Raw genomic sequence first — 26,020 nt, 5'->3', positions numbered from 1 at the left:
TCATCCTATCGAGGGCGAAAGCTAGGGATTTGATCGAGAGTATCTTTTATCGTGGGAACTCCCTTACGGCCGCAACACCTTGGCGGCGCGGCGATAGTCGGTCGGGGCCATGCCGACATTGGCGGCGAAGAAGCGGGTGAAGCCGCTCTGCGAGGAGAAGCCGAGGTCGAAGCCGATATCGGCGATCGGTGTCTCGGTCGCGACCAGCGCATCCAGCGCCTGCTCCATGATCAGCGTGTTCATGTAGAGGTGAGGGGTGACGCCGGTTTGCGTCCGGAACAGCCGGTAGAAATGCGGCCGCGACAGGCCCGCCTCGCGCGCAATGTCATCGAGCTCGATCTCGGCGCCGGGGCTTTCCGACATCAGCTTGATCGACTTGCGGACCCGGAAATCGGTCACCGCGGCCGCAGCGGGCGTCTCCTGCGCCGTCTGCCAGCTCTCCTCGTAGCAGGAGTCGATCAGCTGCCGGAGCTCGCAGTCGAGGCTGCGCAGCGACGGCGCGCCGCACACCAGTGCTGCGGTGCGGCGGATCAGTCTGTCGAGCGTCTCGGTGCGGGGAAAGAAGGTGCGGCCGAACCGCAGGCCCTGCGCATTCGCGGTCGGCGCGAACCATTCGGCGTTGACATAGAGCACGAAAAAGATCGCGCCATGGTCCATGTCGGTCGGCAGAAAATTGTGCGGTTCCCACGGGTTGACCGCGACCACGGTGTCGTCCTTGAGCAGCAGGCGCTGCTCGGAGACGTCGATCTGCGCCGGCGTCCCGCCGACATGAAAGATCAGATGCCCTTCGCGGTGCGCATGCACGTTGAAGGGACGGTTCAACTGATAGACCGTCGCGCGACCGAACCGGCCGTGGAAGACGGCAAGCGCCCTGCTCATGCCTCCCCTCCCGCGGGATGTTCTTGTCTTTTCGACAAGCGTTCATCATCCGCCCGCGGAAAGCAAGGGCGAGCAGGGCTGTTGGTGCAACCGCGCGCCATGCCGCGGCCGCTCTGCCTGCACTGCAGCAAATACGTCAGTACTTCTTGCACTCCGGGATCGTGCGGCCGGGCAGGCCGATCTTGGCGAACACCGCCGGATCGTAGCCCAGCGTCTGGTTGACGTTCGGGATCACCTTCACGACCTTGGAGAACAGCGCGCCCTTGCCGTCGTCGACCACCTCGGTGACGAAATTGGTGCCGATCGCCTGGCGGTTGGAATCGAGCTTGATCTTGCCGTTCGGCGCATCGATCTCGATCTTGGCCAGCGCCTCCTTGAGCTTGGCCTGGTTGTTGGAAAGGTCGCCGTTGACCTGTCGCAGCGCCAGGATCAGCGCCATGGTCGAGCCGTAATAGTTGGTGGCGAGCAGCGACGGGCTCGGGAAGCGTTTGGCCGGCGGGAAGGCGTCCTGGTAGGCCTTGACGAATTTCTGCCAGCCCGGGTCCTCCCAGGTATCGGCCTGGCCGCTCGCGGCGATGGTGCCGACCAGCGCGTTCTTGGCGCTGCCCTTCGACGACAGGATGGTCTGGTCGATCATGATCGAGCCGCCCATCAAATGCGCCTTGCCGCCGGCCTGCTGATACTGGTTGAGGAAGTTGACCGCGTCGGCGCCGCCGAGGCCGAGATAGATTGCGTCGACATCGTCGGGCAGGGCGGCGATGACGGAGGCAAAATCCTTGGTGCCGAGCGGCACCCATTGCCGGTTGGTGACCTGGCCGCCGGCGCCGCAGAATTCAAGCACCAGGCCGAATACCTGGGTGTAGATGAAGGAATAGTCCTCGCCGACGGTTGCGATCTTGCGATAGCCCTTGGTCTCATAGGCGTATTTGCCGAGGCCGACCTGCCATTGCGCGCCGTCCATGTTGAAGCGGAAGAAGTTCGGCGCCGGATCGACATAGGTCGTCTCCTGCGCGCCGGAGGCGGCGTTGACGAAGGTCAGCTCCGGATGGGTTTTTGCAAAGTTCTTCACCGCGATGCCTTCGTCGCCCGATAGCGGCGACAGCAGGATCTGCACCTTGTCCTGCTCGATCAGCTTGCGCACCGCGCGCACCGCGGAATCAGGCGTCGCGTCGGTCGAGGCGACGACGAATTCGAGTTCCTTGTCGCCGATTTTCTTGCCGAGCACGTTGAGCGCGGTCTGGTGGCCGCGCATGCCATCCTCGCCGAGCACGGTGTAGGTGCCCTCGAGCGTCGCGGTGACGCCGACCTTGATCTTCTCCTGAGCGAACGCCGTGCCCGAAAGCAACAGGCTGCTCAACGCAATCAGTCCCAAACTGCCTTTCAACATCGCTCTCCTCCCTCTGTGTTGTCACCGGCGTCCGCATCGCGCGAGGGCGTCCGGTTGTTGCGGATAAAGCTAGCCGAAGGCGGGCACGGCGCGGATGTCGTCACCGCGCAATCGCTTAACGGGCAGTCTCATTTTGATTGTTGCGCCGCAACGAGGTTCGCGGCGCAATGTCGCGGTGCTTGTTCGGTGTCATCACCCGCGCATGCGGGTGATCCAGTATTCCAGAGGCGTCCGTGCTTGAGCCGAGAAGCCGCGGCGTACTGGATCGCCCAGTCGAGCCGGGCGATGACAGTGCGGGTGCCAACACGACCGTCGTCCCGGCGAAGGCCGGGACCCATACGCCGCAGCAGATGCGGTTGGCGGGACTCGTCGTTCCAGCGACGCTCAACAATATGCTTTCGTGGTTATGGGTCCCGGCCTGCGCCGTGGACGACGCTGAATTTGTTGCGCCAACTGTGAGTCACACTTCCGCATTCTCGCGACTTGATTTGTCCGAGCTTTGCTTCTCGTTCCGCCCTCTCCTTGAGCAGAGGGCGCAGGGAAAGCCGGGTGCCGATCGCACCCATGGGTCCGGTGCAACAAAAAGCACCGGGGGTAGGACCACAGGTGTAACCGGGAACATCCCGGCTTTCCCTGCGCGATGGTTTTACGGCTTACTTCGTGCTCTCCCCGGCGAGACTGGGCTTTTTTGTCACCGCCTTCGCAAAACGCTTTCGCGCTTTGCTTGGGGACACCGGCCGCTAGGGCGTCAGGACCACACGACTTCACCGTCCGCTTCATGCGCATTCGTCGACTGCGCGCTCGGCGTCCACCGCATCTCACCGCAACACCCGTGACGATGCGCAGCGCCCCTCGATCGGGTGAGACGGGACAATTCATACACTGAGTTGGGTGTGCCGATAAACAGAAATATTTCTGCGCGAGGGGCTTGCGCCGTCGGGCAACTCAGTGGCAGGGGCGGCCGCAGGAGCTGGTCCGCGACATCGAAACGTCCTTACCCCGGCCGATCTTTCACCACGACGCCGACCATCGATTGCAATTCGTGTCATGGAGACCGTGCCGCACCGTCGATGCGGTTCGGCATTTGCCTGGCGGAACGGCCGTGCGGATCCAGATGTGCATCGTCGGCCTGCGCAATGGGTGTTGAAGCGGGCGCGAAATGATGCCGGGCCGTATTGATCATCCGTTCTCCGACCACCATGCCCAACAGGCCAACCAGCGCGATCAGCGGCGGGGCTGGCGAGCGAACCTGGACGAGGCCGTAAGCGACCCCGGCGGCAACGCCCATCAGCAGGGACAGCATGTAGCCGATCATCGTCGTTCTCCTATTGCTGCGGCTTGATCACGATGCGACCTGCCGTGCCGGCAGCGACCTTGCGATAGCCGTGCGCGGCGTCAGCCAGCCCGCAGGTGTCCGCGATCGGGGCCGCGCGATAATCGCCGGCGATGAAGCCGGGCGTGAGCGCGTCAAGCACATCAGCTGAGGCCGCAAGATCGCGCTTCAAGGTATCGACGCCGAGCAGCCGGCTTTCATTGTGGTAGAAATCGGCGAGATCGAAGTGCACCTCGCGCTGGCCGGTCGCGGAAATTTCCACCAGCCGTCCGCGCAGCGCGAGGCTGTTGACGGCGCTGCGGAACACGACGCCGCCGACGAGGTCGAACACGACATCGGCGCCGTTGCCGCGGGTGACCGCGCGGATTTCCGCCGGCACGTCCTTCGCTCCGATGATCAGATGCTCCGCAATCGCATGGACAGGCGCGTCGGCATGCGGCGCATGCCGGTCGACGCCGATCACCCGCGCGCCGATGCGCCGGGCGATCTGGGCCGCGGCGCCGCCGACCCCGCCGCCGGCGCCGATCAGGACGATGGTCTCGCCGGCCTTGAGACCGGCGGCCTCGATGCCGCACCAGGCGGCGACATAGTTGACGCCGACCGATGCCGCCTGCTCGAAGCTGAGATTGTCCGGCTTCCGCCGCAGGCTCGTGACCGGCACCGCGAGCAGTTCGGCATGGGTGCCGTCGCGGGTGAAGCCGCTATCTCCGCCGGTGCCCCAGACCGCGGCGCCGCGCCATTCGGCCGGTCCCGCCTCGACGATGCCGGCGTAATCCCGGCCGGGGATGCGCGGCAGCGTGGTCTGGCTCATCGCGCCAGCCACGTTCTTGACGTCGCTGGGGTTGATGGACGCGGCGACGACGCGCACCAGCGCCGTCGCCGCGTCCACGGTCGGTGCCGGGACTTCGGTCAGTTTCAGCACCGAGGGATCTCCGAAGGTCTCGAACCGGATTGCGTGCATGAATCTTCCTCCTCATCTTTCCTAGGCAGGAAAATGGACCGGTCTGAGAGGGCCGGAAAGATGCCGCGAAGGATGCTATGCTTCCACTAGGTGAAAACATCGGAGGCTGGCGTGTCTGACAGCATCGGGGATATCGAGCTCTTCTGCGGCGTCGTTGAAGCGGGCGGAATCTCCGCCGGTGCCGTGGCGCTGCGCTCGTCGCCGCCCGCCACCAGCCGGCGGCTTGCCGCCCTCGAGGCCCGGCTCGGTGTGAAGCTTGCGGAACGCAATGCGCGGCGGTTTCGACTGACGGAAGAGGGGGCGCTGTTCTACGAACACTGCCGAAAGCTGCTTGCCGCGATGCGCGACGTCGAAGCGGAAGTGTCGGCCCGGGGCGCAACGGCGCGCGGGCTCTTGAAGGTCGGCGCGCCGATGGAACTCGGCCGACGGCGGATCGCGCCGTTGCTGGCGGAATTCGCCGGCCGGCATCCGGGACTGGAGGTCCATCTGGTGCTCTCCGATGCCGGCCTCGAGGTCGGACAGGACGGCATCGACGTTGCGCTTCGCGTTGACCGGCCCGACAATCCGGCGCTCATGACGCGCAAGATCGCGACCACACCGCGCGTGCTCTGCGCTGCGCCATCCTATTTCGCCAAACGCGGGATGCCCGAGCGGCCAGCCGATCTGATCGATCACGAATGCCTGCGCCTGGCGCGCCGGCATCATCTGCACGATCGCTGGCGGTTCCGGACAGCGCACGGCGTCGAGGAGGTCGTCGTGAAGGGTCACCTGTCCAGCAGCAGCGGCGACGTGCTCCACGGCTGGGCCCTCGAAGGCCGGGGCCTGTCATCGGAAGCGTTATGGGACGTGTCCGAGGACCTGCAGGCCGGGCGTCTGGTGGCCTGTCTTGCCGATCACGCGTGCGATGAAATCGAGCTGTTCGCCACGTTTCAGCCGGGCCATCCCGTGCCGCCACGCGTCCGCCTGTTCGTCGATTTCATCGCCGCGTCGCGCTTGAACCAGGCGTCGTAGCGGGACGCTTGGATCAGCTATCTCACAGCCGCGCGCGGATGGCGCTCGTTCGGTTCGGACACGTGCCGCGCTTGCAGTTCAGAGATCGATGACGAGATCACCAACCGGCCGTGAGCAGCAGATCAGGAGATTGCCGTCCGCGGGCCTGTCGAGCGGCTCCGGACCAAAAGCGACCGTGCCTGAAACCAGGCCGCTTTCGCAGTTGTGACAAACGCCGCTCCGGCACGCCCAGCGCACCGGGACATCGCATGCCTCGGCGAGCTCGAGGATGCTTTGGTAGGCCGACGCTTTCCAGTGCGCGGCAACGCCGCTTCTGGCGAAGGAGATCAACGGACCGGTGTCCGCGTCGTCGCTCGGCGGATGTGGAGCTCGGGTTGCGGCGCCGACGACGCCCGGTGTCATCGACTCGCTGCCGTTGAAGATTTCGAGATGAGTTCGCTGCGGCGCCACGCCGAAGGCCGTCAGCGCGTCTTTCATGTCGGCCATGAAGCGCGTGGGTCCGCAGAGGTAGACGTCGGCCTCGCTGGGAATGCCGATCTCGCCGAACACCTGTCGCGACAGATGGCCGCTGCCGTCGAAATCGACGCCCTTCCGGTCACGTGAGGCCGGCCTGCTGTAGCAAACGTAGCTGCGACCGTGGGTGAGGGCAGGCATCAGGCGGCGGACTTCGGCGGCGAACGGATGATGTTGCCCGTCGCGAGCCGTGTGCAGCCACAACACCTGTCGTGTCGAGCCGGTCTTCGCCAGGGCGTGCAGCATTGCCAGCACGGGCGTTGCGCCAATTCCCGCGCTGAGCAACACGACGGGCCGCGCTCCGGCCTGCAGCACGAAGCTTCCGCGGGGCGAACTGACGTCGAGACGATCGCCGGGCCGGATCTGCTCCCGCAGGTAAGATCCGGCAGCGCCGTTCGGCTCGAGCTTCACACTGATCCGGTAGCGCTCCGTCGAAGCCGGACCCGAGAGCGAGTAGCTGCGAAACAGCTGCGGCCCGTTGCCGGCGGGTCGAAGGCGCAGCACGACATACTGACCGGGCAGGGCCGTTGGCAGCTTCCGTCCGTCCGGATCTTGCATCGACAGCGAGAGGACGTCCGCGGCCTCGTGATCGATCGCGGCGACCACCAGCGGACGAAATCCCGGTGCAGCGGGATGCGCAGCCGCTGCCGGCGCCAGCCCCGCGTTGCCGGTGCCCGTGCCACTCGCCTGGTTCTGCAGTAAAGCCTCGAACGACGCCCGCCATCCCGGCGAGAGTTGCTCGATGCGCAAGGCGCGCTCCAGGCGATCACCCGGATGGTTCGGCGAATAGAGCAGCGCGTTGATCTCCGCGACGGTCATCCGCTCTTTCGTCTCGCCCACCTTCACGATGTCGTCGCCGGCGCCGACATCGCCTTCCCTGAGGACGCGGAAGTAGAAGCCCGGCCGCCCGCTTGAGGTCAGCAATGCCGGCATCAGCGGCTCGTTGACGCGAATGCCGACGCGGTAGCACGTCACGCGAGGCTGGGTGATCTCGAACAGCGCGCTGCCGATCTGGTAACGGTCGCCGATGCACACGGCATCGTCGGGCAAGCCCTCGATCGTGAAGTTCTCGCCGAACTGGCCGTGGGCGAAGTCGTCTCGCTTCAGCTCTTCCTGCCAGTGGCGATACGATTCGATCTGGTAGACGAAGACGGCGCGATGCTCGCCGCCGTGGCCTGCGAGGTCGCCCTGGCCGTCTCCGGCGAGATTGAGCCGGCCGACCCGGCAGCGGCCAGGCACCGGGCTTTTCCAGACTCCGGTGTGAACTGTGCGGCCCTTCCACTCAATGTCGCGCGGAAGCCCGACGTTCACGGATAGCAGTCGCGCCATGTTCTGCTCCGCCTTGAATGAGAATCGGACGCCTTCCCCGCGGCTCGCAATGGCAGCAAGCCGCCGGAGGCCTACTCGCGGACGATCTCGGCGACGTCGAGGTTGCGATCCGGGCCGTGCGGCACGACGGTCTGGCCCGGCTCGAGATGCAGCTGAACGCCGTCGAGATGGACGGTGACGATATCGGGTTCGAACGACACCAGGCCGGAGATGCGGCGCACCTCGGGATAGGCGTCCGGATAGGACCATGCCGCCTGGCGTGCCTCACCGATCGCGTAATAGCTGCACAATCCCTTGTAGGGGCAGAAGGTCTGGAGCTTGACCGGAACCAGGGCGGACTCGTCGAAATCGGCGCGCGGAACGTACCAGCGCGGCGCGAAGCCGGACTCGTAGAGCACCAGCGGCCGCCTGGTGTCGGCAATGGCGCGCTCGCCGTGGCTGACCACGAGATGACGGGAGGCCTGGCGGATGTCGATGCGATGGTAGGGGTCGGCGGCGTGACCGACGATCCGCTCGTCCTCCTCATAGAAGGCATCCATCGCCCGCCAGGCGAACGCGACCCGGCCTTGCAGTTCGCTTGCGTGGGCCGGCAGGCCGGTGTGCCGCCACGCGCCCCGCGCTGCGATATGCTGCTCGTCGGCGCGGACCCTATACCAGGACGTGGATCCGAGATCGGCGTGCTGGGTGACGTGCTCGGTGCGTTCCAGGACACCCGAAGCAACATCGGCTTCCGGAAAGTAAGCGACAGGATAGCGCGCCGGTTCGAACAACAGGAGGACCTGCTCGCTGTCGGCGATCCAGCGGTCGGCGAAGCGCACGCGCATGCGCCGGCGCAGCCGTTCGACGAACAACAACCTCTTGGGCAGCGGTTCGGGCACGAGGAACCGGCCGAGTGCTCCCGCCGAGAGCGGACCTTGTTGCCAGGACAGTCCCATTGTTGCCTCCCGCGAAGATTTGACGATCGAGGCTGGTACGATATCCGCGGAGCATTTGTTACGCCGAACGCGAATTCGACAGCAATAACGCGGATCCGACAGCAAGTTTTCACAATAACGATGGCAACTTTCGGGCCTGTCTGGCGCTTGCCCGCCGCACCCGGGTTCCGCGCAATGCGCGGTCGGCGCGGAGGCTCATGCCCGCGGGGGAAGGACGAGGCGAGCATCGCGGAGATCGCAGCGCAAGCGAGGCGCTACTCGTTCATCGCCATCGGCGATACGACAAATCCAGGCACTGCCGGACCCAGAAGCCATTCACATGGATGAGCTGGCACGGGCTCGGAGGCGGCTCCTTGATGATCGGGTAGCCGTGGATGTCGATGTTCGTCGGGGCGGTGACGCCGCGCCAAAACACCGCGTTGGCGGTCCGGGGACTGAAGGCGGCAGCGAATGCCGCGACCGCAAGGCAGCTCAAAAGAAGTTTGCGTGCGCACGCCATGCTTTCCGCTCCTTCCCCAAAAGTTGACGGGAGAAGCTTCCCGCAGCCGGCAGCGGAGCGCAAGCGGGGTTTTTACGGAGCGAGTGCCTGGTCCTCGTCGTCAATGACGACGGACGGCTCCTCGCGTAGTGCCTCTTGCATGCATCAGCCAGGCATGTGGTGGCCGGCAGCCTGTCCGCCGTCGACGTGGAGCACTTCGCCGGTCACGAAGCCTGCGCCGTCGAGGTAAAGCACCGCGTCGACGATGTCGGAGATCTCTCCCATCCTGCCGACCGGGTGAAGCGCCGCCAGCGCCTGATGCGCCTCTGCCGGGTGCATCGGGGTCTTGATGATTCCGGGCGACACCGCGTTGACGCGGATTCCGGTCCTTGCATATTCGATGGCGAGTGCGCGGGTTGCGGCGTTCAGGGCGCCCTTTGTCAGCGAGGCGAGGGCGGCCGGAACGCTGCTCATCGGCTGGTCGACAAGACTTGTCGTGATGGTGACGACGTGACCGTGGCCCTGTTTGCTCATCACCTCCAGCGCGCGCCGGGTCATGTTGAAAAAGCCCGTCACGTTGGTGGAGATGTAGGTGGCGTAGTCATCCTGCGTGTAGGCCGTGAACGGTTTCGCCATGAAGATTCCGGCGTTGTTGACCAGCGTGTCGACGCGGCCGAAACGCTCCATCGCCGCCTTGAACACGCTCGCAGCCGTATCAGCTGCGCCGACGTCGCCTGGCATCGTGAAAAAATCCACATCAGTGGCCGGCTTGATCGAGCGCGATGTCGCAACGACCCGAAAGTTGCGATCCCTGAATGCCTGAACGATGCCGGCGCCGATGCCTTGCGATGCGCCGGTGACGACAGCCACTTTCCGCTCTGTGCTCATGATCGCACTCCTTCGAAATTCGATTCTTGTTCTGACGCGTTTTCTTTGCGCGAACCGGTATCTACCCCGCATCACGAGCGGGGCAGGCTTCGCTCGAAAACGCTGTGGCCTACGCCGCGCCGCTTGCCGCAAGCGGGCTGTAGTCGCGGCTCTTGAACATCGTGTGCAGTTGCCGCCGCCTTATGCCGAGATTGCCGCCGTCGAAGATCGGCAGCGCGAGCGCGTCCTGCAGCAGGCCGCCGAACGGGGCTTCATGGTCATAGCTGTCGATCCCGACCACCCGCATCAGATCGGTGATGACGCGCACGGCGGCCTCGGAGCCGAAGATCTTGGCCTGCACCGCCAGCTCCTCGGCGGCCGGCGACTGGGTGTCCAGGGCATGGCAGGCGCGCCAGCTGAGAGTGCGCGCCGCCTCGATCGTGGTCTTGGCATCGGCGAGCGCGTATCCGACCGCCTGATGCTCGATGATGGGATGGACGCCGCCGCGCTTTTCGGTGTGGGCAAAATCAAGCGCGAACGCGAACGCTGAGCGCATCAGCGCGACGCCGAAGATTCCGACCAGCGCCGCGGTGCCGGTGAACGCCGCCGCCGTCAGCGCCAGGCCTGACCCCTGCTGTCCGAGCAGATTGTGGTGCGGCGCCACGACATCCTGAAAGCCAAACTCCGGGACGAGATGCGCGCGATGACCGATGCTGTCGATCGCGCGTTCGAACACAAGACCGGTCAGCGGTCCTTGCACGGCAATGATCGAGATGGCCGCGTCCGCCGCTGCCGCCGGATCGGTCCGGCACACGATGGTCAGGAGATCGGCGCCCTCGCGATTCCAGCCGGTGGCCGAGGACACCCATTTCTTGCGGCCGTTGATTACCCAATTGTCGCCCTCGCGCCGGGCCGTGGTGCGGACGCCCTCGCCGGGCGGCGGCGAGGCGGCGTTGGCGCTGCCGCCCGGCTCGCTGGAGCAGAAGGCGGCCAGCGGCGCGCCGCTGGTCTTCAGGAACGGCGCGAGCAACCGCTGGCATTGCTCGGGCGTGCCGCCGAGCAGCAACGGCAGCAGGCCGAGCACGCTGCCGAGCATCGTGAGCGTCACGCTGGGATTCACGCTGTAGAATTCCTCGGCCAGGATCGCCATGTCGATCATGCCGGCATTGTCGCCGCCTGCCGGCGCCGGAATGCACTTGCGCATATAGCCGGCCGCCACCATCGCCTCGTAGGTCGGTTTGGTCGCGAGAAAGCGCTGCTCCGGCGTTGCCAGCTTTTCAGCGGCCCTGGCCTCGGCCAGCACCTCCCTGGCAAATTTGCGGGACGCGAGTTGCAGCTCGCGCTGCTGCGCCGTGAGCGTGAAATCGATCGCCATGCCAATGCCCTCTGACCCTTGTGTCCTGGGTCAATCGCTATCCCGGAGTGCTCAAAAAGTCTTGGACGGCAGCGCCCGATTTCTTGGCGCGGAGTGAACCGGGTTGTGAACCGGTCTTGTCGTGCCTCAGTGCGCGGCGGCGCGGCGGAACTCGCGCGGGGCGAGGCCATTGTGGCGCTTGAACAGGCGGTTGAAATGCGAGATGTCGCGGAAGCCCGCGGCAAAGGCGATCTCGGCAATGGTCCTGTGAGCAGAGCTGCGATCGAGCAGGGCGCGCGTGCACGCGGCGATCCGCTGCTCGTTGACGTGTTCGCCGACGGAGCGGCCGGTGGTCGCAAACAGGCGGTGCACATAGCGCTCGGAGCAGCGGAATTTCGTGGCCAGCGCCGGGGCGCCGAGCTCGGGGTCGTCGCTGTGACGGGCGATATGGTCAAGCATCATCGACAGCAGCACCGGCGTATGCACGCGCTCCGCCGACATGTCGGCGAGGATGTCGGGTGCGTGCGCGATCAGCTCGGCGATATGCGTGCCGAGCATCGCCGAGGTCGTTGCGAGTTGACGGCTGCTCAGGCAGAGCTCGGCGTAGCTCGCCAGCGTTCGCGAGAGCGCGCGGCCGGTTTCGGTCGCCGACAGGCCGAGCCGTGGGCGGTCGAACAGCGCGTCCGGCAACAGGCGTCGCGGCACCGCAAAGCAAAAGAGCTTGAAATTGTGGCGGTGGGCGATCTCGAACGGCTGCGTCGTATCGGCAACCGCGAGATCGCCGGGCGCGCTGATCTGCTCGTGGCCGCGCTGCAAGGTGCGTCCCAGCCCTTCGAGCTGGAGGTTGACAAAGCAAAGGTCGTCGGTGCTCGCAGCGATGTGCGACGGCAGCCGCAGCACGGTGTGTCCGCTCGCCGTGACCCGCGAGATCTGCAGCGGCGCGGCGTCGATCTTGCAGATCGTGCCGACAAAGGACTCCTCGGCAATCCGGCGCGGCTCCAACCGCACGAAGGCAGCCGCGAGGTCATCAGCCCAACTGCCGAAGGGCTGATCCGGACGGGCCGGCCTGGTCGACCATTCCATGTGCGCCTCGAATAGACTGTCACTGCGAAGGGCCCAGCGCACGAAAGATATCGCCGGCAAAACCGGCGGTCAAATAGTGCCAGCCCGCGGGTCTCGGGACACCCGCGGACCGGAGCAATGACGATGCTGTGGGCATCGCCATCCCCCGGTTGACGTCGGCCTTTCGTCAAAACTTCTGGGTGATGCCGGCATAGACGCCGCGCCGCGGTCCGTATTGCGGCGCGAACACGCCGATGCCGGAGCCGTCGCGGATCTGGTAGACGGTATCGAACAGATTGACGACATCGAGACGCAGCGTGGTCGGCTTGTTCGGCGCGACAAGGTAGAAATCGTGCGAGACGCCGAGGTTGACCTGCGCGTAGGGCGGCACGGTGCCGATGTTGGCAAAGCCGTCGCGCAGGCCTGAGCCGTAGATCAGCGAGGCGCTGAACTTGGTGTCGTGCCACTGATACCAGCCGCCCACCGATGCCGTCAGGGTCTGGGCATGATCGGTGTTGACGTAATTGTTGGCGATGTAGGCCAGTTCGTCCGGATCGAACAGATACTGGTTCGACACGACGTTGGTCGCGACCTGTCTTGCGATGGCGACGTTGCCGTAGAGGTGCAGGTTCTCGTGGTCGTATCTCGCCGTCAGCTCGACGCCTTCGTTGGTGCCTTTTGCGTAGTTGAAAGCGGTCAGGACGTAGGCCGCGCCGAACTGGCCGTCGTCGAGCAGGTCGGTCGCGATCTTGTAATAGGCATCCATGCCGACTTCGAGGCCCGGGATCGCATAGACTTTCTGCGTGACGCCGACGTCGAACACGTGCGAGCGCTCTGGCAGCACGGGGTCGTTGGCGGTGACCGGCGGCTGCGCCGTGGTGTTCTGCACCAGTCCCAGATTGGTCGGCGCCGCCAGCACCTGCTCGGGCGGCGTGAAGTTGCGCGCATAGCCGGCATGGAAGGTCGTGCCCTCGAGGGGCTTCCAGGTCAGGCTGATGCGGGGGCTGAGCTGGTTGGCATCGACATATTGCCACATCTGGTCGAAGCGCAGCCCGGCGTTGAGCGTCAGCTGGTTGGTGATCTTCCACTCGTCGCTGATGTAGGTGGAGAACAGGTATCCGGTCTTGGCGCTGGAATCGAACACCGAGAGCGGCGCGTCGACGGGGTTGCCGGTATCGTCCAGCGGCAGCACGGTCGAGCCGTTGTTGACCAGCGACCGCTCGGCGCTAAAGGACACACCGAACTTCAGCGTGTGCGCGAAGCCTACTCTGTAGGACGTGTCTTCCTGGATGCCGTTGATGAAGCTCTGACGGTAGACGTCGGATGCGACCCCGTTGAAGACGAGATCGCCGACCGGATCCGGCGTGAAGTGCAACTGGCTGTAGCGGTTGAAATAGGCGATCTGGTAATCGAGCCCGTCGGCCGATTTCTGATAGGCCACGACGTTGAACTGGTTGAACTCCTGCTGCCGCTCGTTGAGCAGCGCGGAATCGAAATTGGAGACGCCGTAGGCGGTGAAGGCCGGCGACTGGCCCGGATTGTTGGGGATCTGATAGGCGCCGTTGGAGACGCCGCCGATATAGGTCAGCCGGCTGGTCGGATCGAGCGCCGTCGAGACATAGGCAAAACCCTTTTCCTGATCGGTCCGGTCGTGGATCGCGTTGTAGGCCGGCGTCGGATTCTCGATGCCGACATCGCTGCCGAAATAGCGTCCCGAGACCGTAATACTGCGTCTGTCCGATGGTGCCGCCGTAGTCGACGCTGGTCGTGAAATTGCCGTGGCTGCCGCCATAGACACTGACGCTGCCGGAATTGTTGAAGGCGTCGGTCTTGGTCTGGATGTCCAGCACGCCGGCGGTGCGCAGGCCGTATTGCGCGGGCAGCGCGCCGGTGAACAGCGCCATGCTGCCGACGATGCCGGTGTCGATGATCTGGCCGAAGGCGCCGACGCCGTCCGGCAGCATGATGCCGTTGATGCGGTATTGCAGGTTGGCGTGCTCGTTGCGCACGTGCAGCTCGCCGCTCGCGGCGGAGTCCTGCGAGACCCCGGGCGCCTGCAGCAGCGCCTTGTCCAGGGTGGTGTTGGTGCCCTGCGGCAGCGACTCCAGAAATTGCCGGCTCATCTCGTAGGTATTGGCGCCGGTCGGCGCGGGCCTGGTCGAGCCGCGCGTTCTGGCCTGCGACCCCACGAGCCTGAGCTTGCTCGGCGGATTCGGGCGCAGCCGATACCGCACCGGTTCTTCGCGCGCGTCGACCGGCTCCGGCGGCAACGTGTGTCTTCGGCTTGTTCGGCGCAGACGGCGCGGTGTGGTGCAGCGGCGCCGTTACCGTGATGTCAGGAAGTTCTGTGGTCGGCGCGGTCGTCTGCGCCCATGCGGCGCCGTTCATCCCGCAGACCAAAAGCGATGCCGCGCCTGCGGCGGCGTGTCGTCTGATACGTCCTGACATGTTGGTTTCCGATCTCACGAGGCCGCGATCCGGATCCTTCCGACGAGGACGCGGTCGAGCCCGCCGTCGATGCGCGACGGCCAGATTCCCCATTGATCAAACGGCAGCCGATGCGTGGCCGCGTTCGAAGTTCAGTTGTGCCGGGATGTCAGGAGATCGGAGGTGCGCGCGGCTGAAAGTGCGGCCGGCCGAACTCGACCGGGGCCGCATAATTGTCGACGTGCCAAGGAAGCAGACCGACGGCATCGGGCAGTTGCAGCGGCGGCAGCGCCGGTGCTGGCGTCGCCGTGTTGACCATCGCCACGACGGCGCAGACCGCGCAAAGGTCCGCGGCCTGATCGGAATCAGGGGCAGAACGCGGCTCGTCGCGCGAGGCGTTCTCGACATGCGCCGCGAACGAGGCCGTCGCCTGTGCCGATGCGATGGCATGAAAATGCCCGAACGACAGCGCGAACTGGATCGCCAGCGCGAAAAGCGCCAGCCCAGCCCCGTGCCTGATGTTCGAACGAAACCACTTCATGACGACGCCATTCCGCGTCGATGGTCACAACACCGACGGACGGCGCGTGCGACGCGGTGCCGCACCTTTTCGAAAACGTGCCAGCCTGTCAATCCGCATTGCTGAGCGGTGCGATCAATTTCTGAGCTGTTTTCTCGCCGGTCGTAGCGCTGCCCGCCTTGAAATGGGGGCCCGGCTCGCGCCAGGCCCCCATTCCTCACTCCACGATCGCGGTGACGACGCCGGCACCGACGGTGCGGTTGCCTTCCCGGATCGCAAAGCGCGACCGCTCCTCGAGCGCGATCGGCTTGTTGAGCTCGATCGTGAACTCGGCGCTGTCGCCCGGCATCACCATCTCGGCGCCGTCCGCGAGCCGGACGGTGCCGGTGACGTCGGCGGTCCGGAAGTAGAACTGCGGACGATAGTTGGCGAAGAACGGCGTGTGCCGGCCGCCTTCGTCCTTTGTCAGCACGTACACTTCCGCCCGGAAGGTCCGGTGCGGCGACGCACCGCCCGGGTGCGACAGCACCTGACCGCGCTGCACGAGAGCCTTGTCGATCCCGCGCAGCAAGCAGCCGACATTGTCGCCGGCCTGTCCCAGGTCGAGGATCTTCCGGTAGCTCTCGATGCTGGTCACGACCGACTTGCGGGTCTCGCCGAGGCCGACGATCTCGACCTCGTCGCCGAGCCTGATTGTGCCGCGCTCGACGAGCCCGGTCACGACCGTGCCGCGTCCTGCGATCGACTGCACGCCCTCGATCGGCATCAGGAACGGGCGATCCTTCGGCCGCTCGGGCAGCTCGATAGTGTTGTCGAGTGCCTCGAACAGGTTGAGGATCGCCTGATCGGCCAGCGGACCGCGCTCGCCGCGCAGCGCCGCCATCGCCGCACCGCGCACGACCGGCGCGTTGTCGCCGTCGTACTGGTACTTCGACAGCAGATCGCGCACCTCGATCTCGACGAGATCGACGAGCTCCGGATCGTCAGCGACGTCGCACTTGTTCAGGAACACCACGATGCGCGGCACGCCGATCTGGCGCGCGAGCAGGATGTGCTCGCGCGTCTGCGGCATCGGCCCGTCGACAGCGGAGACGACCAGGATCGCGCCGTCCATCTGCGCCGCGCCCGTGATCATGTTCTTCACATAATCGGCGTGGCCCGGGCAGTCGACATGCGAGTAGTGGCGCGCCGCCGTCGAAAACTCGACGTGGCTCGTCGCGATGGTCAGGATCTTCGTATCGTCACGTGTACCTTGCGCTGCCGACGCCCTGGCAACATCCTGATAGGAGACGAACGCGCCCCAGCCGTGATCGGCTGAAACCTTCGTCATCGCTGCCGTCAGCGTCGTCTTGCCATGATCCACGTGGCCGATCGTGCCAACATTGCAGTTGGGCTTGAGGCGGATGAACTTCTCTTTGGCCATGGGACACCTGTGGTGTTCGAGCTCCCGTGCTGGGTTTTCACGACTCGAGGCACCGTGAGAGCTCGTTCGGCGCCCGGAGCCGCTTCCGCTCCGGGCTGCCTTCCAATGTCAGGTGTGACGTGAGGTCAGGTCCAAAGCAGAATAGCGGCGGCTGAGGGCAATAGCCCTCCCGTCATCAGCATCGTTGCTTGCTGTGATCGCCGCATGTTGGAAACCTGGATCGCTCGCTCAAGAAAAGGAGGCGTGTACATAAGGGGTGGCCGCGCGATTGGCAAGAGGCGGGCGTGTTGCCGTGGAGCGGTACGCTGGCATTGTCGGCCTCCGGAGCGTATAGTTTGCGGGCACAAAATGACGGTCTCCGGAATGTCGGTCCTCGCAAGCAAAACCGGTCTCGCAATCATCTTGGCAGCGCTGTGTCTCGGCGGCCAGCAGGCTCATGCTCAGGCTGGCCCGGTGCGCTACTGGACGCCGGGGTCGCTGTTCGGCTTCGGCGGCAGCCTGGCCGATGGCCAGAAGGCGGACACCTATGGCAACTTTCCGGGCTTCGACGCCGCCGGCGCGCAGGGCGGCGATTTCTCGTATCTGAATGGCCGTCCGGACGGCTGGTTCATCGGCGGCGAAGGCGGCCGCGTCGGCTGGAACACGCTCAATCAATCGGCGGCCTTCGGCCCGCTCGAATATCAGGGCGCGCAGTTCGGCTACAATTTCAAGGGCGTCGGCAATACACCCGTGACGTTCTTCGCCGGCTTCGACACCTTGAAATACAATCCGCCCGGCGCCGGCGGGCCGTTGGCGCCGTTCAGCGGCAATCCCGGCGTCAACGCCGGCTATTCGGCGCGCGCGGGCCTGGAGTTTCGCCCGAGCTCGAATGTCACCCTGTCGTTCGGGGCCGGTTTCACCCAGCTAGGGGCGGAGCGGATGGACAGCGACATCCATTCGCAGCTGCTGCCCGGCCAGTCTCCGGTTCTGTTCGGCGGCCGCTAGCGTATTCCCGCGCAGATCGGGCGGATAGCGCTTCAGCGCAAGACTGCATCGCTGCGGTCCTGATCCAACCAGAGCCGAGAAGGCTCAAGGTCAAGAGCACAGCCGGGATCGAAAACGTGGACATGCAGGGCAAGATCGCGCTCGTCACCGCCGCAGCGTCGGGCGCCGGCCGCGCCGGAGCGCGCATCCTCGCCCGCGAGGGCGCATACGTCGCAGTGGTCGACCAGAACGAGGCCGGCGCGAAGGCGGTGGTCGACGAAATCAAAAAGGGCGGCGGGCGCGCGCTGGCGCTGACCGGCGATCTCCGCGACGACGGCTTTTCGCGCGAGATCGTCACCGCGACCGTGAAGGAATTCGGCGCGCTCGACTGCGTCTGGAACCATCTCGGCATTCCCGGTCCGTCAGTGATCGACGACATGGAGGGCTGGGACCTCAGCATCGATCTCAATCTGCGCTCGCAGCTGATCACCACCAATGCGGCGCTCGGTCAAATGACCGCGCGCCGCAAGGGCAGCATCCTGTTCACCGCATCGACCTCAGGGCTGACAGGCTCGCCGTGGAGCCCGACCTATTCCGCGGCCAAGGCAGGTGTGATCGGCCTCGCGCGGGCGCTCGCCAAGCGCCACGCCAAGGACGGCGTCCGCGTCAACGCGATCTGTCCCGGTGCGATCGACACGCCGATGCTGCGGGTGTTCGTCAACCGGCCGGACCAGCCGGGGCGCAACGAGGCCGATCCGGAGGAACTGATCAAGGCCGCGGTGACCCGCAATCCGATGGGCCGCGCCGCGCGCCCCGAGGAGATCGCGGAGGTCGCGGTGTTCCTGCTGTCGGACAAGGCGTCGTTCGTCACCGGCATCGCGATGCCGGTCGACGGCGGGACGCTGGCTTAGACACCCGCATCGTCATGGCCGGGCTTGTCCCGGCCATCCACGTCTTTGCCTGCGCGAGTGGAGATAAAGACGTGGATGCCCGGCAGCCGGCTACGCCAAGGCTTCGCCGGGCTTTGCTGTCGGCCTCGCCGAAGCTTTAGCGAAGGCGGGCACAAGGCCGGGCATGACGAGTTTCGCTGAAGGCTCCTTGCCCTCCCTCTGAGTCAGGCTCTCAGGGGCACTCGCCCTAAAACTTCGCCCTGATGCCGGCATAGGCGGCGAGCGGCATGCCGGGCACGAAGGTGCGGGGATCGCTCAGTTGCGCCATCAGGTTGGTGACTCCAGGCGTGGCGCTGGCAAAGCCGCCGGTCTGATAGAACGCGCCACTCAGATAGTAGTGCTGGTTGAACACGTTGTTGATCAGGCCGAACACCTCGATGTTCTTTGTGATCTGATATGAGGTGTGCAGATTGACGACCGAATAGGCCGGCACCTTCGGGCTCTGGTTGGTGTAGTCATGGATGATCCACTGGCTGCCCACGACGTTGAGGTCGGCGCCGACCTTCCACGCCTCGGTGACGTTGTAGTCGACGCCGGCCTTGAAGCGGTGCGCGGGAATGCCCGGGATGTGGTCACCCGGCGTGACGTTGACAAATTGCGCGCCGGCGTCGTTGGTCAGGGCATTCGGATTGTTTGGCGAGGACAGCGTGATCGCGCTTCGATAGGTCGCGTCGACATAGGTGTAGTTGGCGTAGGCGTTCCAGCTGTTGTAGCGGTATTCGAGCTTGGCCTCGATGCCTTGCCGCAAGGTCTGCCCGGCATTCTGGAAGAAGCCGAAATTGTTGACGCCGAGCGGGCTCGTCACCTGGATGATGTCATCGTCGGACAAGGTCCGGAACGCGCCCAGTGCCCAGGTCAGCACGCCGGTCCTGGCATCGCGGCCCCAGCCGCCGCGCAGGCCTGCCTCCACCGTATGCGCCACCACCTGCTTGAGCGGCGGATCGGCCACCAGGAAGGTGTCGATCATGCAGGGATGGTTGGGATCGGAGCAGCCGAGCTCCAGCGGCGTCGGCGCGCGGTTGGCTTCCGAATAGCCGGCATAGGCGGTGAGGTTCGGGGTGATCTTGTAGGTGCCGCCGATCACCGGGTTGAAGCGCTGGAAGCGATTGCTGCTGTTGAGCAGGTCATTGGTCCCGGTCTGGTCCCGCAGCTCGATCTGGGCGTAGTTGAATCGTCCACCGGCAGTGACCGAGAACCTGTTCGTCACGTCGAACGTATCGGTGAGGTAGACGCCGGTATAGGTGTTGGTGGCGCGCAAATCGACCGGGCTGAGACCGGCATCGGGCTGGTTGATGAAGACACCCGTGCCTGTCACGAACAGGTTATTCGGGTCGATTGTTCCGAGTTCGCTGCTCGCCGTGAACTTTGTATTGCCATGGTCGACACTGACGCCCATCACGACGTGGTTGTCGTGCCCGAATAGCCTGTCTGTATTGGTCAACTGGGCCGTGCCGCCGAAGCTGTTGGTGGCGACGCGGTTACGGTCGAGTTCGCCAAGGAAAGCTGTGCCCAGCGTGTTCGGAGTCGCGGGACCGTCCACTGGGCCGAACACCGGAAGGCCGTTGCCGATGCACAAAGTCGTGGGATCGTCGCACGGCTCGACGTCGGTGCCGTTGCCGTCGACATGAGACTGCCGGAAGCCGCGGAAATAGGCGTTGCCCTGGAACGACCAGGTGTCGGAAAAATTGTGGTTCAGGGTGGCGTTGACGAAGGCGAGCTGCAGCAGCGTCGACTGCGGCCAGGTGTAGACGCTCGACCAGCGCTGATTGAGCATCTGGACCGGCGTTGCAGCGACATTGCCGAGCAGATTGTTGGCGCCGGTGAAGTTGACGTGGAATTCGGTCAGGTCGTTGCGCGCGCCGACGTCGACATACATGCGGTTGACGTGCGACGAATTGGCGTAGTCGCGCCATCCGCGGTCATAAGCGGATTCGAACGCCGCATAGGCGGAGATGTTGTCCTTCTGGCCGCCGGCCTGCACGCTGCCCTGCACGCGGCCGTAGGAGCCGCCGAACGCCTCGCCCTCGACGCCCTGATAGGTAAAGCCGTTCTTCATCTGGATGCTGAGCGCGCCGCCGATCGCGTTGAGGCCGAACACGGGGTTGTTGGGAACCAACGACACCCGGTCGATGGCCTTTTCCGGGATGAAATCCCAGTTGACCACGTCGCCCCAGGATTCGTTGATGCGGACGCCGTTCTGATAGACCGCGATGCCCTGCGGCGTTCCCTGAACCGGCGAGGCGACGAAGCCGCGGTAGTCGAGATTGCGCTGGAACGGATTGCCGGTCTGGTCGGTGAGGGTGACGCCGGGCAGCTTGCGGTTCACCGCGTCCAGAAAATTTGTCGAATAGTTGTGGCTGAAATCCGCCGAGGTCAGCACCTCGGTGTTGGACGGGATCTTGTCGCGGTCGAGCAGGCTAGCGTCGCGGTCGGAGGCGCCCGGAACGCCGGCGCCGCCTTCGGGCGCCGCCGCGGTTTGCGCCGGCGCGGCCCGCGTTCTTGTGGTCCGCGATGTCCGCACCACCGGCCGGGCCGCCGGCTTGGCGCTGCGCGTGCCGGATAGCGGCGAGGGGGCAATCACGGTGACTGGTGGCAACTCGGTCGGGGCGGGTGCGGGGGTCTGGGCGTAAACAACGGTCAGCGGCGCCGCTGCGCCGATCGCCGTGAGCACGGCCGCGGCGCCACGCGTGTGTACCGAAGAAGACAAAAATCGTGTTGCCGTACGCAACAACGCACCAGCCATGACGCCCACCCCAAAGTCGCGGTTCGACTTTTGTCCCCGACGAACCTTGGTTTTAAGACTGCGGGAGCGCTAAGGCTTTGGCAAACAAGATGTGTCCCGGAGGATCGGGATTCTTTTCCAGATATATTCGGGAAAAATTCCCGATGCCGGTGGACGGACGCGCGAATCCGATACGGGGCGGTGATTCTGGCCGGCTTTACGCAGGTTTGTGCCTAAGAGACGGGCATTCCCGCCTCTTAGGCAACGGTATCGTGTCTAGTCCTTGAACTCGCAGCCGAGGCGCTGCAAGGCCTCGTCGACCCAGCGGCGGTCGCTGGTGCCGGCGAGGATCTGCTGAATGGCCTTCTCCTCGGTCGCCTTCTTGGCCTCGGTCAGCTTGCAGATGGCCTCGGCGTCGTCATAGGGCACGCAGAGCACGCCGTCGTCGTCGGCCACGATGAGATCGCCGGGCTCGACGATCATGCCGTCGATCGAGATGGCACAATTGATCTCGCCCGGGCCGTCCTTGTAGGGGCCGCGATGCGCGACGCCGGCGGCGAACACCGGGAACGCACCGGCGCGGATCGCGCCGGCATCGCGGATCGAGCCGTCGATCACGAAGCCCGCCACGCCCTTCTTCTCGGCCAGGGTCGACATGATCTCGCCGATGATGGCGTTGACCAGGACGCCGCCGGCGTCGACCACGATGACGTCGCCCGGCTGGGCCAGGTCGATCGCCTTGTGCACCATCAGATTGTCGCCGGGCCGGGTCTTCACGGTCAGCGCCGGGCCGCCGAGCCAGCCGCCGGCATGCATCGGCCGCAGCCGGTTGGTGCCCGCGATCCGCGACATCGAATCGCTGATATTGGCGACCGGCAGCGGCTGGTAGCGCGCGACGAGGTCGGGCGAGACTTTCCGCTTCGCCTTGTGAATTGCAAATCCTATGGCCATCGGTTTTCTCCGGAGTCTGCTTGAGCGTGATTGCTTAGAGCACGATTGGATTGGGTCAGATTGCGGCCACGCAGGAGGTGTGCTCCCTCTCCCGCTTGCGGGGGAGGGCTGGGGTGGGGGCTCTCTCCACGGTACAGACCGGATAGATACCCGACAGTTTAGACCGGCATGATTGCCGACAGGTTTCTAGAAGCATCGGCGGGAGGGCCCGACGATGCCGTTCAGAGAGACCAGTCGGATGGAAGAGCGTATCCGGATGCTTATGGAGTACGAGAGCGGGAACTGGAGCGTGTCGGAGTTGTGCCGCCGTCACGGTATCTGCCGCGACACGTTTTACGCATGGCGCCAGCGGAAGCAGAGCGGCGATCCGGAGTGGTTCAGGGACCGTTCGCACGCGCCGCAGCAATGCCGACAAACGACCGATGCGGCGATTGCAGAGAAGGTGATCGCGGCTCGGCAGCGCTTTCCCTATCTGGGACCGCGCAAGCTGCTCGCCCTGCTTGACCGCCAGGCGCCGGAGATCGATTGGCCGGCGGCGTCGACGATTGGGAGCATTCTCAAGCGCGCGGGGCTGATCTCGCCGGTGAAGCGCCGCCGCCGTCCGCTCGACCAGCGGCGTCCCTGCACGCCGGTGCAGGAGCCGAACGACGAGTGGAGCGTGGACTTCAAGGGTTGGTTCCGCACCCGCGACCAGTGCCGGATTGATCCGTTGACGGTGGCTGACAGCCACAGTCGCTTCCTGATCGAACTGCAGATCGTCGCACCGACGACCGAGGGCGTCCGCCCCCGCTTCGAGAGGGCTTTCCGCGAGCATGGCCTGCCGCGGGCAATCCGCTGCGACAATGGTTCGCCGTTCGGCTCGCGCGGCGCCGGCGGTCTCACCACATTGTCGGTCTGGTGGCTGAAGCTCGGCATTACGCCGCACTTCATCCGTCCGGCCTCGCCGCAGGAGAACGGTCGCCATGAGCGCATGCATCGCACCTTGAAGGCGCAAACATCGAGCCCACCGGCAGATAATGCGTCCGAGCAACAGGCCCGCTTTGACGCCTTCCGAGAGCATTACAATAAGGAACGTCCTCACGAAGCGCTGGGCCAACGGCCGCCGGAGGACGCCTATCGAGCATCTCAACGCACCATGCCGGATCGCGAGCAAGACCCCTGGTATGACGCCGATCACCAGGCCCGCCGTGTTCGCGGCAATGGGGAGATTAAATGGAAAGGCAAGTTCGTCTTTATCGGTCAGGCGCTGGTGAACGAACTTGTCGGCATCGCCGAACTCGATACCGGTGACCACGTCGTCCGCTTCTGCGACCTCGACGTCGGTCTCATCGACCGCCGCGGCCTGTTCACCCGGTTCGCTCCGCCTCGTGAGGGGCTGCGCGAACCGGGCGAACAGACCGCTTAACCCAAACTGTCGGGGATCATGCCGGTCCAAAATGTCGGGAATCATGCCGGTTGAACACGCGAGTCATACCGCGGAGAGAGCCCCCACCCGCATCGCATCCTGCGATGCGACCTCCCCCGCAAGCGGGAGAGGTGAAGCGGGTCTGCGGCCAGATCGGTTCAACCATCAACTAATGCGCGCGGTGGTCGAGATGGGCGTTGAGGCGGGGATAGACGCGGCGGGCATTGCCTTCGAATATCTTGGCCTTGTCCGCCGCGCTCAACGGCAACGCGTCGATGTAGCGGCGGGTGTCGTCGAAGTGATGGCCGGTCTCGGGATCGATGCCGCGGACCGCGCCGACCATCTCGGACGCAAACAGGATGTTCTCGGCCGGGATTACCCGGGTCAGCAGTTCGATGCCGGGGAGATGATAGACGCAGGTGTCGAAGAACACGTTCTTCAGCAGATGCTCCGACAGTGGCGGCAGCTTCATGTCCTGCGCCAGGCCTCGGTAGCGGCCCCAGTGATAGGGCACCGCGCCGCCGCCATGCGGGATGATGAACCGCAGGGTCGGGAAGCGCTTGAAGATGTCCGAGGTCAGGAACTGCATGAAGGCGGTGGTGTCGCCGTTGAGGTAATGCGCGCCGGTTCCGTGGAAGCACGGATTGCAGGACGAAGAGACATGGACCATGGCCGGCACGTCGAGCTCGACCATCTTCTCATACAGCGGGTACCACCATTCGTCTGATAGCGGCGGATCGCACCAGTAGCCGCCGGCGGGATCGGGATTAAGGTTGCAGCCGACGAAGCCGAGCTGCGTCACGCAGCGCTCCAGCTCCTCGATGCAGTTGGCAGGCTTGACGCCCGGGCTCTGCGGCAGCTGGCACACGGGAACGAAGTTTTGCGGGAACAGCGTGCAGACCCGGTGCACGAGGTCGTTGCAGATCGTGGTCCATTCCCGGCTGGTCGCTTCCTTGCCGACATGATGCGCCATGCCGGCGGCGCGCGGCGAGAAGATGGTGACGTCGGTGCCGCGTTCCTTCTGCAGGCGGAGCTGGGCGCCCTCGACGCTGGTGCGGATCTCGTCATCGGTGATGCCGAGATTGGTGGTGAGCGGCCGGCGCGATTTGTCGGCGAGGCCGGCGAGCTGCTTGTCGCGGAATATCTGCAGCTTGGCCGGCTCGGTGGTGTAGTGGCCGTGACAATCGATGATCATGGTTGCTTCCTTGCGAGGGTTGTCAGTGGGCGACGGATGACGGGATAGCTCCCGCAAGCTCCGTCTCGCGCGGTTTGACGCGCATGGTGGCGGCGATGGCGGAGGCGATGAGCAGGAAGCCGGCAATGCCGACCAGCGCCCAGGAGAAGCTTCCGGTCGAGTCCTTGATCAGGCCGATGCACCACGGGCCGATCAGGCCGCCGAACTGCGCCAGCGTGTTGACCATGGCGATTGAGGCGGCGCCGGCGGCGCCCGTCAGCAGCGAGGCGTTGATGCTCCAGAACAGCGGGTTGCCGGCATTCAGGCTGAAGCCGACGATACAAAGGAACACGAAGGCCAGCACCGGGCTCGCAACATAGGCGCTGCCGAGCATCGCGATGGCCGCGAGCAGATAGACGGCCGCGAGATGAAACTTGCGATCGCCGGTTCTGTCCGAACTGCGGCTGACCACGATGGTGCCGATCACACCGAGCAGCGGCGGGATCGCCGAGAGGAAGCCGACCTCGATATTGCTGAGATTGCCCATGCCCTTGATGATCTGCGGCAGCCACAGCAGCAGGCCATAGATGCCTACCAGCGCGCAGCCGAACAGCGCCGCCAGCAGCCAGACCCTGATATCGATGATACATTCGATCAACCTGTGCTGCCCCTGTCGTTCGATCTCGGCCCGCTCGGCGGCGAGTTCGCCCTCCAGCCAGGCGGCTTGCTCTTTGCTCAGCCAGCTCGCCTTGGCCGGGCGGTCGGTCAGATAATAGAGCGTGAACAGGCCGAGCAGAATGGTCGGCACGCCCTCGGCGAGGAACATCCATTGCCAGCCATGCAGGCCGGCGGCACCGTCGAGGAAGGTCATGATGCTCGTCGAGATCGGTCCTCCTAATACCGCGGAGAACGACCCGGCGATGATGTATCCGGCCACCGCGCGGGCGCGATAGCGCGCGGGGAACCAGTAGGTTAGGTACAGCACGACGCCAGGCATGAAGCCGGCTTCCGCGACACCGAGGCCGAACCGCATCACATACAGGCTGAGCGGATTCCAGACGAAGGCGGTCAGCGTCGCAACGAGGCCCCAGGTGATCAGGATGCGCGCCAGCCAGATCCGCGCGCCGAGCCAGTGCAGCATCAGATTGCTCGGCACCTCGAGCACCATGTAGCCGAGGAAGAAGATGCTGGCCGCAAAGCCGAAGATTGCGGGGCTGAGGCCGAGATCCTTGTTCATCGTCAGCCCGGCATAGCCGAGATTGATGCGATCGAGATAGTTGAAGAACATCATCACGAACAGGATCGGGATCAGCCGCCAGTAGACGCGGCGGATGGTTTGCTGTTCGAGTTCGCTGACGGACGCTCCGGCCATTAAG

22 protein-coding genes are annotated in these 26,020 nt (G+C 65.0%); 5 read left to right on the top strand and 17 right to left on the bottom strand.

Features of this window, described 5'->3' with window-relative positions; all coding sequences use genetic code 11:
- Positions 1-63: 63 nt before the first annotated feature.
- From HAP48_RS07640 to HAP48_RS07625, 4 genes are all read right to left on the bottom strand, one after another.
- Positions 64-879 (bottom strand): helix-turn-helix transcriptional regulator, encoded by an 816-nt coding sequence (locus tag HAP48_RS07640; RefSeq protein ID WP_166214263.1) that lies wholly within the window; start codon positions 877-879, stop codon positions 64-66.
- 136 nt (positions 880-1,015) lie between these two features.
- Positions 1,016-2,266 carry an ABC transporter substrate-binding protein gene (locus HAP48_RS07635; protein WP_029082763.1) on the bottom strand — a complete coding sequence of 417 codons (1,251 nt, stop codon included), beginning with the start codon at positions 2,264-2,266 and terminating at the stop codon, positions 1,016-1,018.
- Positions 2,267-3,311: 1,045 nt separating this feature from the next.
- The gene (locus tag HAP48_RS07630) at positions 3,312-3,581 is read right to left on the bottom strand and encodes a DUF1427 family protein (RefSeq protein ID WP_166214264.1); all 270 of its coding nucleotides are present in this window, start codon (positions 3,579-3,581) and stop codon (positions 3,312-3,314) included.
- Between the two features lie 10 nt (positions 3,582-3,591).
- Positions 3,592-4,560 carry a quinone oxidoreductase family protein gene (locus HAP48_RS07625; protein ID WP_166214265.1) on the bottom strand — a complete coding sequence of 323 codons (969 nt, stop codon included), beginning with the start codon at positions 4,558-4,560 and terminating at the stop codon, positions 3,592-3,594.
- 111 nt (positions 4,561-4,671) lie between these two features.
- On the opposite strand from HAP48_RS07625, the gene HAP48_RS07620 reads away from it, so the two are divergent.
- The gene (locus HAP48_RS07620; RefSeq protein ID WP_166214266.1) at positions 4,672-5,571 is read left to right on the top strand and encodes a LysR family transcriptional regulator; all 900 of its coding nucleotides are present in this window, start codon (positions 4,672-4,674) and stop codon (positions 5,569-5,571) included.
- Positions 5,572-5,649: 78 nt separating this feature from the next.
- Here HAP48_RS07620 and HAP48_RS07615 read toward each other — a convergent pair whose 3' ends face one another.
- From HAP48_RS07615 to HAP48_RS07585, 7 genes are all read right to left on the bottom strand, one after another.
- Entirely contained in the window at positions 5,650-7,413 is a 1,764-nt protein-coding gene (locus HAP48_RS07615) for an MOSC and FAD-binding oxidoreductase domain-containing protein (protein ID WP_166214267.1), read from the bottom strand.
- A 71-nt stretch (positions 7,414-7,484) separates the two neighbouring features.
- Positions 7,485-8,348 carry a DUF427 domain-containing protein gene (locus HAP48_RS07610; protein ID WP_166214268.1) on the bottom strand — a complete coding sequence of 288 codons (864 nt, stop codon included), beginning with the start codon at positions 8,346-8,348 and terminating at the stop codon, positions 7,485-7,487.
- 262 nt (positions 8,349-8,610) lie between these two features.
- Positions 8,611-8,847: a hypothetical protein gene (locus tag HAP48_RS07605; RefSeq protein ID WP_176399261.1), complete on the bottom strand. Its 237-nt coding sequence runs from the start codon at positions 8,845-8,847 to the stop codon at positions 8,611-8,613.
- A 144-nt stretch (positions 8,848-8,991) separates the two neighbouring features.
- The gene (locus HAP48_RS07600) at positions 8,992-9,714 is read right to left on the bottom strand and encodes an SDR family NAD(P)-dependent oxidoreductase (protein ID WP_166214269.1); all 723 of its coding nucleotides are present in this window, start codon (positions 9,712-9,714) and stop codon (positions 8,992-8,994) included.
- Between the two features lie 109 nt (positions 9,715-9,823).
- The gene (locus HAP48_RS07595) at positions 9,824-11,068 is read right to left on the bottom strand and encodes an acyl-CoA dehydrogenase family protein (RefSeq protein ID WP_166214270.1); all 1,245 of its coding nucleotides are present in this window, start codon (positions 11,066-11,068) and stop codon (positions 9,824-9,826) included.
- 126 nt (positions 11,069-11,194) lie between these two features.
- Positions 11,195-12,130 carry a helix-turn-helix domain-containing protein gene (locus HAP48_RS07590; RefSeq protein ID WP_166214271.1) on the bottom strand — a complete coding sequence of 312 codons (936 nt, stop codon included), beginning with the start codon at positions 12,128-12,130 and terminating at the stop codon, positions 11,195-11,197.
- Between the two features lie 166 nt (positions 12,131-12,296).
- On the bottom strand, positions 12,297-13,901 hold the full coding sequence (locus HAP48_RS07585; protein WP_224496950.1) for a TonB-dependent receptor domain-containing protein: 1,605 nt from the start codon (positions 13,899-13,901) through the stop codon (positions 12,297-12,299).
- Between the two features lie 47 nt (positions 13,902-13,948).
- On the opposite strand from HAP48_RS07585, the gene HAP48_RS07580 reads away from it, so the two are divergent.
- Positions 13,949-14,239: a hypothetical protein gene (locus HAP48_RS07580; protein WP_224496949.1), complete on the top strand. Its 291-nt coding sequence runs from the start codon at positions 13,949-13,951 to the stop codon at positions 14,237-14,239.
- Positions 14,240-14,705: 466 nt separating this feature from the next.
- Here HAP48_RS07580 and HAP48_RS07575 read toward each other — a convergent pair whose 3' ends face one another.
- Both HAP48_RS07575 and tuf read right to left on the bottom strand, forming a co-directional pair.
- Positions 14,706-15,077 (bottom strand): DUF2946 family protein, encoded by a 372-nt coding sequence (locus HAP48_RS07575; RefSeq protein WP_166214272.1) that lies wholly within the window; start codon positions 15,075-15,077, stop codon positions 14,706-14,708.
- 196 nt (positions 15,078-15,273) lie between these two features.
- Entirely contained in the window at positions 15,274-16,479 is a 1,206-nt protein-coding gene (gene tuf, locus HAP48_RS07570; protein WP_166214273.1) for an elongation factor Tu, read from the bottom strand.
- Positions 16,480-16,842: 363 nt separating this feature from the next.
- Here tuf and HAP48_RS07565 point away from each other — a divergent pair, with 363 nt between their 5' ends.
- Together HAP48_RS07565 and HAP48_RS07560 are read left to right on the top strand one after the other, a co-directional pair.
- Positions 16,843-17,463, top strand: a complete 621-nt coding sequence (locus tag HAP48_RS07565; protein WP_166214274.1) for a hypothetical protein — start codon at positions 16,843-16,845, stop codon at positions 17,461-17,463.
- 122 nt (positions 17,464-17,585) lie between these two features.
- A complete protein-coding gene (locus tag HAP48_RS07560) occupies positions 17,586-18,353 on the top strand; it encodes an SDR family NAD(P)-dependent oxidoreductase (protein ID WP_166214275.1) in 768 nt (255 codons plus the stop codon).
- A gap of 226 nt (positions 18,354-18,579) precedes the next feature.
- Here the strand turns inward: HAP48_RS07560 and HAP48_RS07555 are convergent, their stop codons facing one another.
- Both HAP48_RS07555 and HAP48_RS07550 read right to left on the bottom strand, forming a co-directional pair.
- Positions 18,580-21,063, bottom strand: a complete 2,484-nt coding sequence (locus tag HAP48_RS07555; RefSeq protein ID WP_275949031.1) for a TonB-dependent receptor — start codon at positions 21,061-21,063, stop codon at positions 18,580-18,582.
- A 327-nt stretch (positions 21,064-21,390) separates the two neighbouring features.
- Positions 21,391-22,065 carry an RraA family protein gene (locus HAP48_RS07550; protein WP_166214276.1) on the bottom strand — a complete coding sequence of 225 codons (675 nt, stop codon included), beginning with the start codon at positions 22,063-22,065 and terminating at the stop codon, positions 21,391-21,393.
- Positions 22,066-22,303: 238 nt separating this feature from the next.
- Between HAP48_RS07550 and HAP48_RS07545 the strand changes: the two genes are divergently transcribed.
- The gene (locus HAP48_RS07545) at positions 22,304-23,470 is read left to right on the top strand and encodes an integrase core domain-containing protein (RefSeq protein WP_224496526.1); all 1,167 of its coding nucleotides are present in this window, start codon (positions 22,304-22,306) and stop codon (positions 23,468-23,470) included.
- Between the two features lie 169 nt (positions 23,471-23,639).
- Here HAP48_RS07545 and HAP48_RS07540 read toward each other — a convergent pair whose 3' ends face one another.
- Both HAP48_RS07540 and HAP48_RS07535 read right to left on the bottom strand, forming a co-directional pair.
- Positions 23,640-24,665 carry an amidohydrolase family protein gene (locus tag HAP48_RS07540; RefSeq protein ID WP_166214277.1) on the bottom strand — a complete coding sequence of 342 codons (1,026 nt, stop codon included), beginning with the start codon at positions 24,663-24,665 and terminating at the stop codon, positions 23,640-23,642.
- 22 nt (positions 24,666-24,687) lie between these two features.
- On the bottom strand, positions 24,688-26,016 hold the full coding sequence (locus HAP48_RS07535; protein ID WP_166214278.1) for an MFS transporter: 1,329 nt from the start codon (positions 26,014-26,016) through the stop codon (positions 24,688-24,690).
- Between the last annotated feature and the right edge of the window lie 4 nt (positions 26,017-26,020).

This window comes from Bradyrhizobium septentrionale, from assembly GCF_011516645.4.
Lineage (GTDB): Bacteria > Pseudomonadota > Alphaproteobacteria > Rhizobiales > Xanthobacteraceae > Bradyrhizobium > Bradyrhizobium septentrionale.
This window is presented reverse-complemented; position numbering and strand designations above follow the sequence as displayed.